We start from the raw sequence: 16,526 nt of genomic DNA, 5'->3' as shown, positions 1-16,526 counted from the left end.
GCAACCGGGAGACTCGCCATGACTACGCTTGTCCGATTCGTCCGGCGCTGCGCGGCCGGCCTGGCCCTGGCGTCCGTGTTCGCCGCGACGCCGGCCCGCGCGGCCGATCCCTATCCCGCCCATCCCATCCATATCGTCGTGCCGTACCAGGCGGGCGGATCCACCGATATCGTGGTCCGCAGGTTCGCCGAACTGGCGGCTCCGCGATTGGGACAATCCATCGTCATCGAGAACCGCGGCGGCGCGGGCGCGACGCTGGGCGCGCGGGCGATCAAGACGGCACGCCCGGACGGCTACATGCTGGCCATCCTGCCCAGCCCGGTCTTCCGCATGCCGCATATCCAGGACATGGGTTACGACCCGGTCCACGACTTCACCTACATCATGATGCTCAGCGGCTACACGCTGGGCGTGGCGGTGCCCGCGGCGTCGCCCTTCAAGAGCTGGGCCGACCTGGTCGGCTACGCCAAGGCGCACCCCAACGAGGTCACCTATGGCACGGCCAGCGTGGGCAGCGCGTCGAACGTGATGATGGAAGACATCGCCACGCGCAACGGGCTGGCATGGCGCCACATTCCGTACAAAGGCGAGTCGGATGTGCTGACGGCCGTCATGGGTGGACAGGTCACCGCCTATGCCGGGTCCACCACGGTGCAACCCCTGGTCCAGGCCGGCAAGATGCGCATGCTGGTCACCTGGGGCGCGCATCGCAGCGCGCAGTATCCCGACACACCCACCTTGCACGAGATCGACGGCACACCGCCCGCCAACGCGCCCTTCGGCATCGCCGGTCCCAAAGGATTGCCGCCCGACGTGCTGGCCAGGCTGCAGGTGGTATTCAAGCAGGTCGCCGAGTCGCCGCAGTTCCAGGCCGTGCTGACGCAGTACGGGCAGGAACTGGTGTACATGGACGGCACGGAGTACGCGGCCTATGCCGCCAGGCAGTTCGCGGAGGAAGCCGCCATCGTGCACAAGCTCGGATTGGCCACGCAGAAATGAGTCTGACGATCGCCGGTTCGCTGGCGATCGCCCGCGCCATCCGCCCGCACGTGCCGTGCGTCTTGCGTGTCTCGCCCATCTCGCGGAGGCGCCGCATGCCGGCGCACGGCCGACGACAAGCCAGGGAGTATTCGCCATGAAGCTTTACCTGTCGCGCATACATGCAATGTGGCCGGTGCGCCGCCGCAGAGCCGCAGAACCCGCGCGCCACCCGGAGGCGGCGCGGCCGCCCCGCTGCCTTCGCGCCCTGCTGGGCGGCATCCTGGCCTGCTGGGCGGCGGGCCTGCTGACGTCGGCGTACGCGGCCGACTGGCCCGACAAACCCCTGCGCATGGTGGTGGGCTATCCACCGGGCGGTGGCACCGACACGGTGGCGCGCGTCCTGGCGCAGCAATTGACCAAGGTGCTGGGGCAATCGGTCATCGTCGAGAACCGCGCCGGCGCCAGCGGAACCATCGCGACACAGCAGGTGGTGCGCGCGGAGCCCGATGGCTACACGGTGCTGTTCGCCACGGCCTCGCCGCTGACGGGCGCACCGCTCACCATGAAGGGCCTGACCTACGACCCCATGAAAGACCTGGTACCGGTCACGCTGATCGGCGGCGGCCCTTTCATCCTGGTCGCGAATCCCGCCTTTCCGGCCGATACCCTGCCGGCGCTGGTCGCCTACGCCCGCGCCCACCCGCGCCAGGTGAACTACGCCTCGCCCGGCAACAGCACCGCCAACTACTTCTTCTCCGAGCTGCTGAACATGCAGGCCGGTATCGAGACGACGCACATCCCCTACAAGGGCAGCGCCGCGCTCATCAATGACCTGATCGCCGGCCAGGTGCAATACACGCTGGACACCCCGGGCACCACGCTGCCCCTGATCCATGCGGGCAAGCTGAAGGCGCTTGCCATCTTCAGCGAGAAACGGCTGGACCGGGCTCCGGACATCCCCACCACGGTCGAAGCCGGCTTTCCCGACCTGGTGGGCGGCTCCTGGTACGGCCTGCTCGTGCCCAGGCACACGCCGCCGGGCATTGTCGACGCCCTCTATCGCGCCACGCGCAAGGCGTTGGCCCAGGAAGACGTACGCCGCGCCATGGCGGAACGCGATGTCGTCGTCCAGGGCACGACGCCGGCCCAGTTCAAGCAGTTCATCGAATCCGAATACGCTCGCTGGAAGGCGGTGACGACGCAACTCGGCGTCGTCCCGCAATAAGGCGCAACGCACCTTGGCGCGGCCCACGGCGCCGCGTCCCGCTCTTTCACGCGTCACGACATACCGGGAGACCCGCATGGCGAACTCCAAGCAAGCACCCGACCTGACCGCGGGCAGCGCGCCCCTGACGATGCGGCCCACGCTGGCCGGCATGGACCACATGATTTCCGCCGGCCACTACCTGGCCACGCAGGCCGGCATGCAGGTGCTGCAGGCCGGCGGCAACGCGATCGACGCCGGCGTGGCGGCGGGCATCGCGCTGGGCGTGGTGCAAAGCGACATCGTGAACTTCGGCGGCGTCGCGCCCTGCCTGGTCTATCACGCCGAAAGCCGCAAGGTCTGGAGCATCTCCGGCCTGGGCTACTGGCCGCGCGCCGCACGGCTGGAGACCTTCCTGCAGCGCCATGCCGGCACCATTCCCGCCGGCATCCTGCGCACCGTCATCCCGGCCGCGCCGGACGCGTGGATTACGGCGCTGGAGCGCTTCGGCACCATGGGTTTCGGCGACGTCGCGGCCGGCGCGATCCGCCTGGCGCGCGACGGTTTCGTCATGTACCCGCTGATGGCCGAAGTGATCGCCGACAACGCGGACAACTACCGGCGCTGGGCGTCCAGCGCGGCGGTCTACCTGCCCGGCGGCCGACCGCCGCCCGCGGGCGCGATCTTCCGCCAGGCCGACCTCGCCGCCAGCCTGCAGTACATGGTGGACGAAGAAGGCGCCCACGCGTCCGCGGGCCGCCTGGCGGGCCTTGCGGCAGCGCGGCGCGCGTTCTACCAGGGCGACATCGCGGCCCGCATCGTCGACTACCACAAGGCCGAGGGCGGCCTGATGACGCACGAGGACCTGCGCGACTTCGCGGTGGAAGTGGACGCGGCGCTGGCGACCGATTTCCGCGGCACGCAGGTGCACAGCTGCGGCTTCTGGTGCCAGGGTCCGTCGCTGCTGCAGATGCTGAACATCCTGGAAACCTGCGATCTGAAATCGCTGGGCCACAACTCGGCCGCCTACGTCCATCTTCTGACGGAGGCCATCAAGCTGGCCTTCGCCGATCGCGAAGTCCATTACGCCGATCCCCGGCACACCGCGGTGCCGCAACAGGCCCTGCTGTCCAAGGGCTATGCGCGGGAACGACTGGCGCTGATCGATCCGCGCCGCGCAGGGCCGGACATGCCGCCCGCCGGACGCCTGCCCACGGCGCGCGACATCCACGTGCGCGAGGCCGGCGACGGCGATACGGCGCGCACCGATCCCAGGCTGGACACCTCGTATGTCGCCGTCGTCGACCGGCACGGCAACGCCTTCTCGGCCACGCCCAGCGACGGCTCCTACAACACGCCGGTCATTCCCGGCACCGGCATCTGCCCGTCCGCACGGGGCAGCCAATCCTGGGCCGAAGCCGGCCACCCCTGCGCCATCGGCCCCGGCCGCCGGCCGCGCCTCACGCCCAACCCCTCGTTGGCCATCCGGCCGGGCGAGTATGTCATGCCTTTCGGCACGCCCGGCGGCGACGTGCAGTGCCAGGCCATGCTGCAGACATTCCTGAACATCGAGGTGTTCGGCATGGAACTGCAGCAGGCCATCGAAGCCCCGCGCTTCGCCAGCTTCAGCTTCCCGTCGTCGTTCGAACCCCATACGACGCAGCCCGGCAGGCTGATGATCGAAGACCTGATCGCCCACGAGGTCGGCGACGCGCTGGCCGGCATGGGGCATGCCGTCAAATGGTGGCGCGACCGCAACTGGCGCGCGGGCGCGATGTGCGCGGTGCGGCACGACCTGGCCACCGGCATACGATGGGGCGGCGCCGACCCGCGCCGGCCCGCCTATGCGGCGGGCTGGTAGACCGAGGCGGCCGATCGACGATGGCGTGACGTTGGCGTGAGTCTGGAGCCCGCGCCGCGGACGCACCGCGATTCCGGCAGGGGACCTCCATCCGCTGTGCCGGGGTGTTTGCGGGGATGTCGATTCCATCGCCCGCCGATCGTCGTTGGAGTACGCGCCGAATCAGCGGCCGCTCAACGGGAGGACCGCCATGGCCCTGCAACTCTACTTTCACCCTTTCTCTTCCTACTGCCAGAAGGCCCTTGTCGCCCTGTACGAGAACGATGTCCCGTTCGAGCGCCAGATCCTGGACGGACCCGACAGCCCGGCCATGCAGCGGCTGGCGGCGCTGTGGCCCATGAAACGCTTCCCGGTGCTGGTCGACGGCGACCGCACCATCATGGAGGCCACCTGCATCATCGAATACCTGGGCCTGTACTACCCCGGCCCCCTGTCCCTGATCCCGGCCGACCCCAAGGAAGCGCTGGAGACCCGGCTGATGGACCGGTTCTTCGACAACTATGTCTCGACGCCCCAACAACGCATCGTCTTCGACGCCTTGCGGCCCGAGGACGCACGCGACCCGTACGGCGTCGCGCAAGCGCGCGAGATGCTGGACACCTCGTACGCCTGGCTCGACAGGACCATGGCCGGGCGCACCTGGGCAACGGGTGAACAATTCAGCCTTGCCGACTGCGCGGCCGCGCCCTTCCTCTTCTATGCGGACTGGACCCACCCCATCGACGCCCGCTACGCCAACGTGCTGGCCTACCGCCGCCGCCTGCTGCAACGCCCCAGCTTCGCGCGGGCCGTGGACGAAGCCCGCCCTTATCGCGGGTTCTTCCCGCTGGGCGCGCCGGATCGAGACTGAGTGCCGGCAGGGTCTTGCGCCCGACGACGCGCGAAGCGCTGCTCGACGACGGCCTTGCCCCACTGCGTGCCCGGCGCCTCCTGCGCCAGGACGAAACCGGCCGCTTCGTAGAGATGCCGCGCCGCCTCCAGCCCCTTGAAGGTCCACAGATGGGTTTCCTCGTAATGGGTATCGGCGAACGCCATGGCGCACGCCAACAGCTTGCGCCCCACGCCCATTCCCTGCAGGGATTCATCCACGATGAACCAGCGCAGGTGGCCCAGGCGCGGCTTGCCGTGGCCATCGATGGCCACGGACCCCAACACGCGCCCGCCCTCGACATACAACCACATGGACTTGCCGGAAGCGGGGAGCGATTCCGCGAACGCACCCAATTCCGTTGCGACCTTGCGCTCGAAGTACGCACCGAATCCTGCGGCACGCGCGTAATAGCGGCCATGCAGCGCCGCAATGTCGCCGATGCACCCCGGAATGCAGCCTTCATGTATGTGGCCCGCCAGCGCGGCGGCGGTAGCGTCGACCCAATTCGGATTGTCGCGCGACAGCGCGTTGGCGTACAGCGCCAGCGATCTCAGGAGCGCCTGCTGGTCCGCCGGCGCGATCTGCCGCAGCGCCCTGGATACCTGCCCGGTGGCGAACCGGTCGATCTTCGTGCGCAGCGCGGCCCCCTGCCGGGTCAGGAACAGGCCGAGCCCGCGCGCGTCCTCGGGGGTGGGCTCGCGCCGCAGCAGCCCCAGCGCTTCGAGCTTGGCCACCTGCCGGCTGGCATTGGACTTGTCCAGGCGCAACAGCTCGGCCAGGTCGCGTCCCTGAATGCCGGGTTTCATGCCCACTTCGATAATGGCGTGCACGGCTGAAGGCGCCAGGCCGCTGTCGGCCAGGGCGGGACGCATGAAGCCCAGTTCACGCACCAACCGTCGCGACAGCTCGCGCAAGGCCAATATGGTTTCGTCGCGTGACTGGGAAAGATCTTCGGCTATGTCCATGGCGGTACTCGCTGTCGGAATGAAGGTTGCGCTTCGCAACCAATATACATCGGCACCCGCCGCCGCGCCACGACGGCATCATCGCGCCGGCGGCCCATGGCTACCGCCTGCTGCCAGCGCGGAGGCAGACTGCGGGATATCATCGCGATACGCTGGCGCCGTTCCAGCCGGCTCCCCGTATTCCGTCCCCCTTCTCCATGAATCCCATTCCCGCCGCCCAGGCCGTCCCCGCCCTCCACCCCGTCCTGCAACGCGTGCTACGCGCCATCGAGCGCGGGCGTGCCCACGGATTTCATTTCCCCGGCAACTTCCTCGGCATATCGTTCGACCGGGTTACCGTCGAGCACAGCGTGGTCAGCCTGCGGGCGCAGGACCTGGCCACCAGCCGCGACGGCACCATCGACCCCACCGCCCTTGGCGTATTCGCCGACCTCGCGCTGGCCGCCTCCGTGCGCGCAGCCTTGCCCAGCGATACGCGGCTGGCCACCGTGAATATGCAGCTGCAACTGACCTGCGCGCCCTGCCTGGGGCCGTTGCAGGCCGACAGCAGCTTCCATGGCTACGTCCAGGGCGCAGCGGGCCGACAGGCCATCAGCCGCGTCACGGTGCGCAGCGGCGCTCATGAGCTGGCGCTGGGCACGGCGACCTTCATGGTCCTGGACCTGCCTCCCGGCACGCCCATTCCCTTCCTGGCTCCCATGGAAGCCGAGGCCGACGATCTTCCCTTGCTCGACCCCGGGGCCGACTTGCGCGCGGACGAGCGCGCCATCTTCGAACGCGCCGCCACGGCGCTGCGCGACAGCCCCGCCGACGGGGATTTCTGCCGGCATTTCTGGGGTTACAGGGCACGCGCGCACGATAGCGGCGCGACCGGCACGCTGGCCAACGGCCCGCACATCGGCAACCGCGTCGGCCATGTGCAGGGCGGGGTGCTGCTGGGCTACGCCGAGGCAACGGCGCGCGCAGCGCTGCCGCAGGGCTGGGTGCTTACCAGCATCACCGCCACCTATGTCAGTCCCGGCGAGGGCGCGGAACTGATGGCCGAAGCGCGGCTGGTGCACCGCGGCCGCGCCACGGCGGTCGTCGGCGTACAGCTCGGCACGGCAACCGGCCGGCGCGTGCTGGAGGTGCTGACCACCTACTCGCTGGGCGCATCGGCATAGCGGTGCGGGCGCCTCCATCCCGCTATCATTGGCAGCGTCACCCCTCTCCGGACCCTGCCGATGAAAATCGCGACCTTCAACGTCAACGGCATCAATAGCCGCCTGCCCAACCTGCTGCGCTGGCTGGAACAAACCCGCCCGGACGTCGCCTGCCTGCAAGAGCTCAAGGCCCCGCAGGAAAAATTCCCCGAGGCCGCCATCCGCGACGCCGGTTATGGCGTCATCTGGCATGGCCAGAAAAGCTGGAACGGCGTGGCCATCCTGACGCGCGGCTGCGACCCGACCGAATCGCGCCGCGTCCTGCCCGGCGACGAGGAAGACGTGCAAAGCCGCTATATCGAAGCCACGGTGCACGGCATCGTGGTCGGCTGCCTCTACCTGCCCAACGGCAATCCGGCGCCCGGCCCGAAATTCGACTACAAGCTGCGCTGGTTCGAGCGCCTGACGCAGCACGCCGCCGAACTCCTGGCCGCCGGCGAGCCCACGGTGCTGGCCGGCGACTACAACGTCATGCCGACGGAGATGGATGTGTACAAGCCCGAACGGTGGGTCAACGACGCCCTGTTCCGGCCGGAAACCCGCGCCGCGTTCCACGCGCTGGCCGGCCAGGGCTGGACGGACGCGCTGCGCACCGTGCATCCGGACGAACGCATCTACACCTTCTGGGATTACTTCCGCAACGCCTATGGCCGCGATGCGGGCCTGCGCATCGATCACCTGCTGCTCAGCCCCACCCTGGCCCCGCGCCTGAAGGACGCCGGCGTCGACCGCGACGTGCGCGGCTGGGAAAAGGCCAGCGACCACGCGCCCACCTGGATCGTCCTGGACTAGGGCCCTGCCGACCCGACTCCACGCCGGAATGCCATGGCCCTTGCCCCGCTCGCACGACTCCAGCAACTCGATCCCGATGGCCGCGGCCGCATCAAGGGGCTGCGCCTGGTGGCGGCCTATGGCATCGCCGCGGCGCTGGCGGCCGCGATAGGGGTACCCGGGCAGGCTTTCCCCGCCGCCACGCTGGCGGTGCTGGCCGGCAACTTCGCATTGTGGGCCAGCGTTTCGGAAACCCGCGCGGCGCCCCTGCCCGCATGCCGGGATCTCGCGGTCCTGTGCGCCGGCGCGGGCTTGGGCGCGGTGCTGTACATCCTGCTCGCGCCGATGCTCGCGCCCTACGCGCGCGCCGGCGCCGAACTCACCCTGGTGCTGGGGGCCTTCCTGGTCGGCTACCTGAAACGATATGGCGCGCTGGGCGCCGGGCTTGGATCGCAGATCTACATCGGCGAACTGCTGGGCTATGGCGTCAACCTGGGGCCGGCGGAGCTCCACGCCGTCGGCATCGCCGTCCTGATGGCGATGGCTGCGGCAATCCTGCCCCGGCTGCTGACGGGCCGCATCGAGCGGCAGGGCGCCATCGCGGCGCTCAGTGCCCTGACGCCGGCCAGCATCCCGCAGCCCTGGCCGCTGCGGTCGGAAACCATCATGGGGATACAGGCGGCCACCGCCGCGCTCATCGTCGTCGCGCTCAACGACGCCTTCGACCTGACCGAGTCCGCCTGGGCCGTCACCGCCTGCACCTATGTGGTCGCCGGCTCCGCGACGGGCACGGCGGAGCGCGTCCGCCGCCGCATCATCGGCACGCTGATCGGCGTGCCGCTCGGGTTGGCCTGCCTGCCCCTGGCCGTGCACGCACCCGCGTTGCTCTGGAGCGCCGCGGCGCTCGCCATGATCGTCTACGGCATGGCCTTGCCGGCCCGCTATGACATCGCCTGCGGCGCATTCGCGTTCACGCTGGTCGTCACCCTGGCGGCCAGCGGTGAGCATTCCATTGCCTTGCTGGCGGCCCGCGCCTGGGAGACCCTGCTGGGCGGCGCGCTGGGACTGGCCGCCGCAATGTGGATCTTCCCCCTGCGGGGCGCTGCGAAGGCCCAGGCCTGACCCCGCGCCGGCGCGCTTCTCGCCTGGTCTGTCGCTAGCGCGCGTAGCGCAGCATGATGCTGGACGAGCCCAGCACATGCCCACGCATGGCTTCGATCAAGGCATCGCGCGTCAGGCCCGGCTTGAGCGCACCGGGCTCCAGGTCCAGGGCGTAGGCCTGGAAGATGTAATGGTGCGGCTTGTCGCCCACGGGCGGGCACGGACCGTAATAGCCGCCTCCGCCGGTGCGGTTGGTGCCCGGCGTGGATCCCGCCGGACCCTGCGCACCGATACCGCGCGGCAGCGAACGCGTCGCCGCCGGTATGCCGTAAAGCACCCAATGCACGATGCCCAGGCCCTGCCCGCCATCCGGGTCGTAGATCGTTACGGCGAAGCTTTTGGTCGCGGCCGGGACATTGCTGAATCCGAGCTCCGGCGACACATTGTCGCCGCCGCACATGCGGCCGGCCGCGTCCTTGGCGCTGGCCGCATGGGCACGCGGCAGTGTGCTGTTGTCATGCAGGCCTTTGGCCGACAGCGTGAAGGAGGGCTGCGCCGCCTGTGCCGACAAGGAGGCCGCCAGGCAGACCGTGCCTGCCAGCGCCCAGCTCATGCGTAGACGATTACGTCGGTTCATTGTGTTCCTCCGCCGGTCCGGGACCGTGGCGCGCGATGGCTGATTGGCGTGATCCGCTGATTGGCCTGACCCGCTTTACGCAGGCTTGCTGAACCCCAGGAAGTCCAGCTTGCCGACCGTGACACCCGCATTGCGCAGGATGTCATAAGCCGTGGTCACGTGGAAATAAAAATTCGGCAAGGCGAAGGACAGCAGGTAGGCGTCGCCCTGGAATTCCGGCTTGTAGTCGCCCCAGGCCAGCGCCACCGTCTTCGATTCGGAACCTTCCATCTGGGCCTCGGTCACGCTTTCCAGATAGGCGATCGTATCGGCGACGCGCTTGTGCAGTTCCGGAAAAGTCGTCTCGACGTCCTCGAAACGCGGCGCGGTCACGCCGCTCAGCCTTTGCACGGCCAGTTTGGAAGCATCGCTGGCGCGCTGGATCTGTCCGGACAAGGGGTACATGTCGGGGGCCAGCCTGGCGTTCACCAGGACAGAGGGATCGAGGCCGTTTTCCGCGGCATGCGCCTGCGCCTTGCCCAGGAGGGCGTTCAGCACGGTCAAGCCGCGCACGAAGACGGGAATGGAAGCCTGATACATCGAAAGGGGCATGACGTGATCCTGTAAGTGGGGGACATCCCCAACGGCGCGGTGCGACCGACGGCGCGGGCGACGTTGGATGACATCGGGCGCCGATCTTATCCCGCGGAGTCTGTCGAAGCACTGACAACCCTGCCGGGAGCAAGGTGTAAGGCCATGGGCGGGGCCGCTCCGGGGTGGAGACCCTTGACGGGGTCTCCGCCCCGATATGGGGCTAAGGCTTGGCCGCCGCCTGCGCGACATACGCCGCCAGCGCCGCGATGTCGTCCTCCCCCAGCGCCGCATAGGAAGGCATCACCCCCATGCCTTTGCGCAGCACATTGGCGACCCGCTCGGCATCCGGCTTCAGCTCGTCCAGCGATGGCCCCACGGCCCCCGCGGCGTCCGCGTCGGCCAGGGTATGGCAAATCGCACAGGCCGGCGTGGCGCCCCCCGTGAACAGCATGCGGCCACGGTCCAGGGCTGCGGCATCGGCGTCGCCCGCCTGGGCCGCGCCCGTCCATGCCGCCCCGCACAGCAGGAGCGCCGCGGTCCATCCGCGCGCCGTGGACGACCGGAAGATCCTGCCCGTCATGCGCGCCCCTCCGCCACCGTGATGTTCAACATATGGTCGCGCCAACTGCTGTTCAGGTAGCCCGCATCGTTCTCGCGCCGGTTCTCCACCTGGATATTGCCCTTGACGTCCATGGCGCGGCTGGCGAAGGTGTACTGCCCGGGCTGCAGGTCCACCGGCAGGGCGAATTGCCGCCAGGCGTACTTGCCCAGGTCGGGCCCGATGAAAGGAGCCTGGGTCCAGGTACGGCCGCCGTCGATGGAGACTTCCACGGATTTCACGGCCTCCATGCCGCCGAACGCCACGCCGCGTATCACATACGGACCGGTCCGCAGCGTGCCTTCGCTGTCGAAGCCGTTGATCCATGACTTGACGTCCATCTGCCACACCGCCGGCATCTGCGGCGTTTCCTTGGTACCGACCGGCGCCAGGCGGTAGCGCACGGACTGGATCGCCGCCTGCGTCTGTTCGGGCGTAAACGCCAGGCGCTTGATGTACTTGATGTTGTTGACACCCGAATAGCCGGGAACGATCAGGCGCAGGGGCCCGCCATGCGCCAGGGAGATGGGTTCGCCATTCATTTCCCACGCCAGCAGGGCATCTTGCATCGCCTCCAGCGGCACCGAACGCTCGACCATCACGGTATTGGGGTCGATGCCGGCGGGCAGCGTTTCCCCGCCGCGTCCGGTCATGTATTGCGCGCCGCCCGTGATGCCGCCGCGCGCCTCGACCAATTGCCGCACCGGCAGGCCGGTCCAGATGACGCAGCCGGCCGCGCCCACGTTCCACGGCGTGCCGCTGGGCTTGTGCGGAAAGAACTTGCGTCCGTTGCCGCTGCATTGCAGCACCATCGCCACCGTGGCGATACCCATGGTCTTCAGTTCCGCCACGGTGATTTCACCGGGAGACTTCACCCCCTCGACACTGACCGCCCAGGCATCCCGGTCCTTCAGGATGGACGCATCCGGCGGCGCCACGTTATTGCGGATGTACAGCTGGTTGGCGGGCGTCACGACGCCGTCGCCGAAGGCGGTGCGCCGGGTCTCGATGGTATTGCTGCTGTGGACGATCACCGCGTCGGCATTCTTCCACGCCACGTAGGCAGGCAAGGGCTTGGCCGCAGGCTGCGCCGGCGCCGCCGGGGCCGCGGCCCCGCCCACCGGGCCGGCAGCGGCGCCATCCGCGGCCCGCGCGGCCGGCATGGCGCCCGCCAGGCCCAATGTCGCGATGGCCCCGGCCCCGCCCACCAGCAAGCGCCGCCGGCCATCGTTGTGCAATGAATGATCGTTCATGTCTGTCTCCCGCCGCGCCTGAAGCGAAGGACGGACGCCCCCCGCAGCGCGATGTCGTTGTGGGCCGCTTTCACCACGAAGCGTTGCCCATGCCCTCATGGCACGGGATGTATTGTGGCCGCTCGGGCGACCGCTGTATATACACCGCCCCGCGCACCGGCCGGGCCGCGCCGCGCAAGCCCTGTTATCGTCCCGGTCACGGGCGCCGCTTCCGCACCCGCCGCGCCGGCGGCAGGCATGCCGGCGCCCCGTCGATCAGGGAGCAGAACATCATGGCGACAGTACGATTGCTTACGGACGAGGAAGTCCGCCAACGGCCACAGGCCTGGGCCGTCTTCGAGGATATCCGCGCCACGCGCAAGTCGGATTTCATCAACAACTTCTGGCGCGCCTTGGCACATGACCCCGCACAGCTCGAGCGCGTCTGGACGCAGTTGAAGCAGGTCATGGTGGCCGAGGGCGAACTGCCGCCGCTGGTACGGGAAATGATCTACATCGCCGTATCGACCGCGAACGGCTGCACCTATTGCGTGCACTCGCATACCGCCGCCGCGAAGGCCAAGGGCATGACGGACGGCCAGCATGCGGAACTCCTGGCGGTTATCGGCATGGCGGCGCAGACCAATGCGATGGTCACGGCGCTGCAGGTGCCGGTGGACGAGGCCTTCGACGTCAAGTAGGAAACGATGGATATCAGGATAGACGAGGGCCTGCGCGCCTACATAGACCCGCTCACGGACGACGAATATGCCGCGCTCGAACGCAGCCTGCTGGATGAAGGCTGCCGCGACGCGCTGATACTCTGGGGCGACCTGCTGGTGGACGGCCACAACCGCTACGCCATCTGCCGCAAGCACGGCATCGATTTCCAGACGCGCCAGAACGAGCGCTTCCGCTCGATCGAGGATGTGCACTTATGGATGATCGAAAACCACCTGGGCCGGCGCAGCGTATCCGACTTCCAGCGCGGCGTCCTGGCCTTGCGCAAGAAGGAAATCCTGCAGGCGCGCAGCGTCCCGCCATGGGAGGACGACGGCAGCAGTCCGCCGCCGCCGGCGCCCGCCGTCCCGGCCGCGGCGCCGCCGCTGAGCCGCCAGGCGCTGGCCCGCGCCGCGCGCATCAGCAGCAACACGCTGGGGCAGATCGAGAAAATCCAGCAGGCCGCCGCGCCCGAGCTGGTGAAGGCCGTCAAGGAAGGGGCCATCTCGATCAACGCGGCCGCCGCGGTCGCCACCCTTCCGCCGGAAAAGCAGGTCGCCGCGGTCGCCGGCGGCAAGAAGGAACTGCAACAGGCGGCCAAACTGGTGCGCCAGGCCAAGGCGCCGCCGCCGCGCGAAGCGGCGCCCGAGGTCGATATGGACGCCATCGAGGACATGCCCGGCGAGATCAAGCGCCTGCGCACCCTGGTCGCGGCATTGACGGACGAGCGCGATCAACTGAAGAAAAAAGTGATGCAGTTGACGGTGGCGCTGGCGGAGGCCCGCAATGCCGCCGCCGACGCAGGCACCTAGGCCGGCCTCGCCCGGCCTGCTCAGCCGGCCCGCGAGGCCCGCTCGTCACAGCCCTGGGCCGGGGCGCGCGGTCAGGAGAAATAAAGCCGCAACGCGTTCTCGCCGTACACCTGCCGGCGCGCGGCCTCGTCCGGTATGGCCCGTGCGAGCCAGTCGATGGCGCGCCGGTAATCGGTGTCCTTCTCCCCGCCGACGAACGGGCAGTCGCTGGCCCACAGCATCTTGTCGTAGCCCACGCGGCGGCACAGCTCCTGCGCGCAGTCCAGGGCGTTGGCCCCCAGGCGGTAGGCGCCGGACAGCTTGACCCAGGTCCGGCCCTTCTCCACCGCGGCGACCATGGCGCGAAAGCCGTCGCTGTCCACGCCCGTGACCGGATCCGGCCGGCCGATATGGTCGATAACGATCTTGACACCGGAGCGCTCCAGATAAGGCAGCACCAGCGGCAGGCGCGGCCCGTCGATATGCACGTGGACATGCCAGTCCAGATCGACGAGCCGGCGCAGGAACTTGCGATAGTCCCAGCTATCGAGGTCGGGCAGGTGCGGCATGCTGATGAACGGCAGGCGCACCCCGACGATGCCGTCGCGATCCATCTGGTCGAGCGCCACGCGTTCGATCGAAGGCTCGACAATGACGGTGCCGCGCAGCCGGCCGTTGCCGCGTACCGAATCGATGACGTAGTCGTTGTAGTCGCCCCATGGACTGGCCGCGGCGATGACGGCGTACTGCACGCCGTGCCGGTCCATGACGTCGGTCAGCTGTTCGACCGTAAAGCTGTACGTCGGACTGTGGCGCGGGGTGGGAATCAGCGGCATGTCGGTCTTGAAGACATGCACGTGGGTATCGACCAGAAGTCCTTCCCTGGCTTGTAATGTGGTCACGCGAGGCTCCTTGCTTCCATTCCAGCCGCCTGGGCGGCTCCAATGCCGTGCCGCCACGGGCGGCATACCGGTCGGCAACGCCGGTTACTGACGCTGGATGCCGGCCTCCCGGATCACAGCGGCCCACTTGTCGATATCGCTGCGCAGGATGGCGCCGATCTCTTCCGGCGTACTGCCCTTGGCCTCGGTTCCCAGGTCCTGGAATCGTTGCCTGACCTCGGGCAGGCGCAGCACTTCGTTCAGTTGCCGGTTCAGCGTCTGCACGGCCTCGGCCGGGACGCCGGCGGGCGCGAAGAGCGCGTTCCAGCCGGTCACGTCGTACGGCACGCCGCTTTCGCGCACGGTCGGCACCTGGGGCAGCCAAGAGGAGCGTCCCGTGCCCGTCGCCGCGATGGGGGTAATCTGGCCCGCGTCGACGATGCCCTTGACGGCGGCATACGATTCGAAGGCGACATCGATATCGCCGCGGATCAGGGCGGCCACCACGTCGGAGGTGGTCTTGAAGGGAATGATGGAGGCGTTCAGCCGGGCCGTGGACTTGAACAGCTCGGCCGAAAGGTTCTGTGTGCTGCCCGGATTGATGGTGCCCAGCACCACCGGCCGCTGCCTGGACAGGGCCAGCACGTCGGCCACCGAATGCAGCGTTCCCTTGGCATGCGTCAACAGGATCAGGTCGAAATAGGCCACGGTGGACACGGGCGTGTAATCCTTCACCGGGTCGTACGGCAGCTTGAACAGCGACTTGCTGATCGCCGTGCCGTTGGAAAAGGCGATAAAGGTGTAGCCGTCGCGCGCCGCGTTCAAGGTGGCCGTGCCCGCCACGATGCCGCCCGCCCCCGGACGGTTCTCGACGATGATCTTTTCGCCGTAGCGCTCGCCCATCTTCTGCGCCACCAGGCGCATGGAAATATCCGCCAGGCCGCCGGGGCCGAAGGGGACGACGATGCGTATCGGTTGCGTGGGATAGTCCGCGCCGTGGGCGACGGGCGCCGCGGCCAGGGCGGCGGCCAGCCACGGCAAGGCACGACGGCCCGCGCGCCGGCATGCGCGCCACAGCGGACCCGCGATCGATCGCATCATGGTGAGTCTCCCTTTTTTTGTCCGCCGGCCGGCAACGGCGGGCGCGCGCGGCATGGCATCTCGTGATGACGCAGTCTAGGCAGGCGTCAGCGCGCGGACAAATGAATTGTTTGGGAGGATTTATTCGTGGCGTTCATCGGCCAGGCCCGCCGCCAGGGCCTGCACCAGCAGATCGCGCAAGGTCAGCGCGACGGGCGTCAACACCGCCCCGCGACGCGTCAGCACCGCCAGCCGCCGCGCGATGCCGGGCTGCTGCAAGGGTAGCGCCGCCAGTCCGCCCGCCGCGTCCAGCGACAAGGCCGGCACCACCGTCAAACCCAGTCCCTGCTGCACGAAATCCAGCGCCACCGCCGTATGCTGGGTTTCATAGGCCCAGCGCAGCCGCAGCCGACGCTCGCCCAGGGCGTCGTCGATCGCGGTGCTGTTGCCCGCAGGAAGGCTGATGCGGATCAACACCTCGTCCGCCAGCTGGTCCCAGCACACGCTGCGCAGCGCGGCCAGGGGATGGTCGGTCCGGCACACCAGCACGAAGGGCTCTTCGGCGAAGGGCTCCACCGCCAGATTGAACGGATTCGATGTCGCCACCGATATGCCGAAGGCCGTGGTTTCGGCCTGCACCAGTTCCGCGATCTCGATGATGGAATTGTCGAAGACCCGCACCGCAATGTGCGGATGCAGGTCGCGGAACCGCGCCAGCGCCGGTGCGATGCGGTGCGCCGCCAGCGTCGGCAGGCAGCCGAAGGCGAGCCACTGCGGCGCCGTGCGGCTGTGCTGGCGCAGCGCGTCGTAGGAAAGCTCGAACTCGCGCATGGCGCCGCGCACGCGCGGCAGCAGCGCACGCCCCGCGTCGGTCAGCGTCACATCGCGCGTGGTCCGGGCCAGCAGCGTCACGCCCAGGCTGGCTTCAAGCTTGCGGATGCGATGGCTGACCGCGGTCTGGGACAGGTGCAGGTGCGTGGCGGCCTGCTGGAAGCCGCCCTGCTCCACGATCGCAAGGAAGGCCTGCATGCCGAGGAAGTCGATTTGCATGCGCCATA

Annotated in this window: 17 protein-coding genes; 9 read left to right on the top strand and 8 right to left on the bottom strand. The window is 68.7% G+C overall.

Annotated elements, in window-relative coordinates:
• The first annotated feature begins 18 nt into the window (after nt 1-18).
• The 4 genes from BAU07_RS04545 to BAU07_RS04530 all read left to right on the top strand — a co-directional run bounded on the left by BAU07_RS04545 (nt 19) and on the right by BAU07_RS04530 (nt 4,896).
• Nucleotides 19-999, top strand: coding sequence for a Bug family tripartite tricarboxylate transporter substrate binding protein (locus tag BAU07_RS04545; protein WP_066654503.1), 981 nt, complete (start codon nt 19-21; stop codon nt 997-999).
• 136 nt (nt 1,000-1,135) lie between these two features.
• A complete protein-coding gene (locus tag BAU07_RS04540) occupies nt 1,136-2,206 on the top strand; it encodes a Bug family tripartite tricarboxylate transporter substrate binding protein (RefSeq protein WP_198168870.1) in 1,071 nt (356 codons plus the stop codon).
• A gap of 76 nt (nt 2,207-2,282) precedes the next feature.
• Complete coding sequence (locus BAU07_RS04535) at nt 2,283-4,046, top strand: gamma-glutamyltransferase family protein (protein ID WP_066654502.1); 1,764 nt, start codon at nt 2,283-2,285, stop codon at nt 4,044-4,046.
• A 190-nt stretch (nt 4,047-4,236) separates the two neighbouring features.
• The gene (locus BAU07_RS04530) at nt 4,237-4,896 is read left to right on the top strand and encodes a glutathione S-transferase family protein (RefSeq protein ID WP_066654501.1); all 660 of its coding nucleotides are present in this window, start codon (nt 4,237-4,239) and stop codon (nt 4,894-4,896) included.
• On the opposite strand, the gene BAU07_RS04525 is transcribed toward BAU07_RS04530, so the two are convergent.
• The gene (locus BAU07_RS04525; protein WP_066654500.1) at nt 4,854-5,882 is read right to left on the bottom strand and encodes a bifunctional helix-turn-helix transcriptional regulator/GNAT family N-acetyltransferase; all 1,029 of its coding nucleotides are present in this window, start codon (nt 5,880-5,882) and stop codon (nt 4,854-4,856) included. The two genes, BAU07_RS04530 and BAU07_RS04525, sit on opposite strands and share 43 nt — an antisense overlap.
• Nucleotides 5,883-6,079: 197 nt before the next feature.
• Here BAU07_RS04525 and BAU07_RS04520 point away from each other — a divergent pair, with 197 nt between their 5' ends.
• Genes BAU07_RS04520 through BAU07_RS04510 form a run of 3 tightly spaced genes read left to right on the top strand, consistent with a single transcriptional unit; the run spans nt 6,080 to nt 8,977 of the window.
• Nucleotides 6,080-7,045 (top strand): PaaI family thioesterase, encoded by a 966-nt coding sequence (locus BAU07_RS04520; RefSeq protein ID WP_157121983.1) that lies wholly within the window; start codon nt 6,080-6,082, stop codon nt 7,043-7,045.
• 60 nt (nt 7,046-7,105) lie between these two features.
• A complete protein-coding gene (gene xth, locus BAU07_RS04515; protein WP_066654494.1) occupies nt 7,106-7,876 on the top strand; it encodes an exodeoxyribonuclease III in 771 nt (256 codons plus the stop codon).
• A gap of 33 nt (nt 7,877-7,909) precedes the next feature.
• A complete protein-coding gene (locus BAU07_RS04510) occupies nt 7,910-8,977 on the top strand; it encodes an FUSC family protein (protein WP_066654493.1) in 1,068 nt (355 codons plus the stop codon).
• 34 nt (nt 8,978-9,011) lie between these two features.
• Here BAU07_RS04510 and BAU07_RS04505 read toward each other — a convergent pair whose 3' ends face one another.
• From BAU07_RS04505 to sorT, 4 genes are all read right to left on the bottom strand, one after another.
• Complete coding sequence (locus BAU07_RS04505) at nt 9,012-9,593, bottom strand: YbhB/YbcL family Raf kinase inhibitor-like protein (RefSeq protein WP_066654491.1); 582 nt, start codon at nt 9,591-9,593, stop codon at nt 9,012-9,014.
• Between the two features lie 75 nt (nt 9,594-9,668).
• Complete coding sequence (locus BAU07_RS04500; RefSeq protein ID WP_066654489.1) at nt 9,669-10,184, bottom strand: DUF1993 domain-containing protein; 516 nt, start codon at nt 10,182-10,184, stop codon at nt 9,669-9,671.
• Between the two features lie 202 nt (nt 10,185-10,386).
• A complete protein-coding gene (gene sorU / locus BAU07_RS04495) occupies nt 10,387-10,746 on the bottom strand; it encodes a SorU family sulfite dehydrogenase c-type cytochrome subunit (RefSeq protein WP_066654487.1) in 360 nt (119 codons plus the stop codon).
• The gene (gene sorT / locus BAU07_RS04490) at nt 10,743-12,017 is read right to left on the bottom strand and encodes a SorT family sulfite dehydrogenase catalytic subunit (protein WP_066654486.1); all 1,275 of its coding nucleotides are present in this window, start codon (nt 12,015-12,017) and stop codon (nt 10,743-10,745) included. Before sorT ends, sorU begins: the two co-directional genes overlap by 4 nt.
• A 272-nt stretch (nt 12,018-12,289) precedes the next feature.
• Between sorT and BAU07_RS04485 the strand changes: the two genes are divergently transcribed.
• Nucleotides 12,290-12,697 carry a carboxymuconolactone decarboxylase family protein gene (locus BAU07_RS04485; RefSeq protein WP_066664824.1) on the top strand — a complete coding sequence of 136 codons (408 nt, stop codon included), beginning with the start codon at nt 12,290-12,292 and terminating at the stop codon, nt 12,695-12,697.
• Nucleotides 12,698-12,703: 6 nt separating this feature from the next.
• Nucleotides 12,704-13,528, top strand: a complete 825-nt coding sequence (locus tag BAU07_RS04480; protein ID WP_066654483.1) for a ParB N-terminal domain-containing protein — start codon at nt 12,704-12,706, stop codon at nt 13,526-13,528.
• A 71-nt stretch (nt 13,529-13,599) separates the two neighbouring features.
• On the opposite strand, the gene BAU07_RS04475 is transcribed toward BAU07_RS04480, so the two are convergent.
• The 3 genes from BAU07_RS04475 to BAU07_RS04465 form a co-directional block, all read right to left on the bottom strand.
• The gene (locus BAU07_RS04475) at nt 13,600-14,409 is read right to left on the bottom strand and encodes an amidohydrolase family protein (protein ID WP_066654481.1); all 810 of its coding nucleotides are present in this window, start codon (nt 14,407-14,409) and stop codon (nt 13,600-13,602) included.
• An 84-nt stretch (nt 14,410-14,493) separates the two neighbouring features.
• Nucleotides 14,494-15,489, bottom strand: coding sequence for a Bug family tripartite tricarboxylate transporter substrate binding protein (locus BAU07_RS04470; RefSeq protein ID WP_198168869.1), 996 nt, complete (start codon nt 15,487-15,489; stop codon nt 14,494-14,496).
• 120 nt (nt 15,490-15,609) lie between these two features.
• Nucleotides 15,610-16,518, bottom strand: coding sequence for a LysR family transcriptional regulator (locus BAU07_RS04465; protein WP_066654479.1), 909 nt, complete (start codon nt 16,516-16,518; stop codon nt 15,610-15,612).
• Nucleotides 16,519-16,526: the final 8 nt, after the last annotated feature.

It is taken from the genome of Bordetella flabilis (assembly GCF_001676725.1).
In the GTDB taxonomy this organism is placed as follows: Bacteria; Pseudomonadota; Gammaproteobacteria; order Burkholderiales; family Burkholderiaceae_B; genus Bordetella_C; species Bordetella_C flabilis.
The sequence above is the reverse complement of the archived record's forward strand: the minus strand, read 5'-3'. Positions and strand labels throughout refer to the sequence as shown.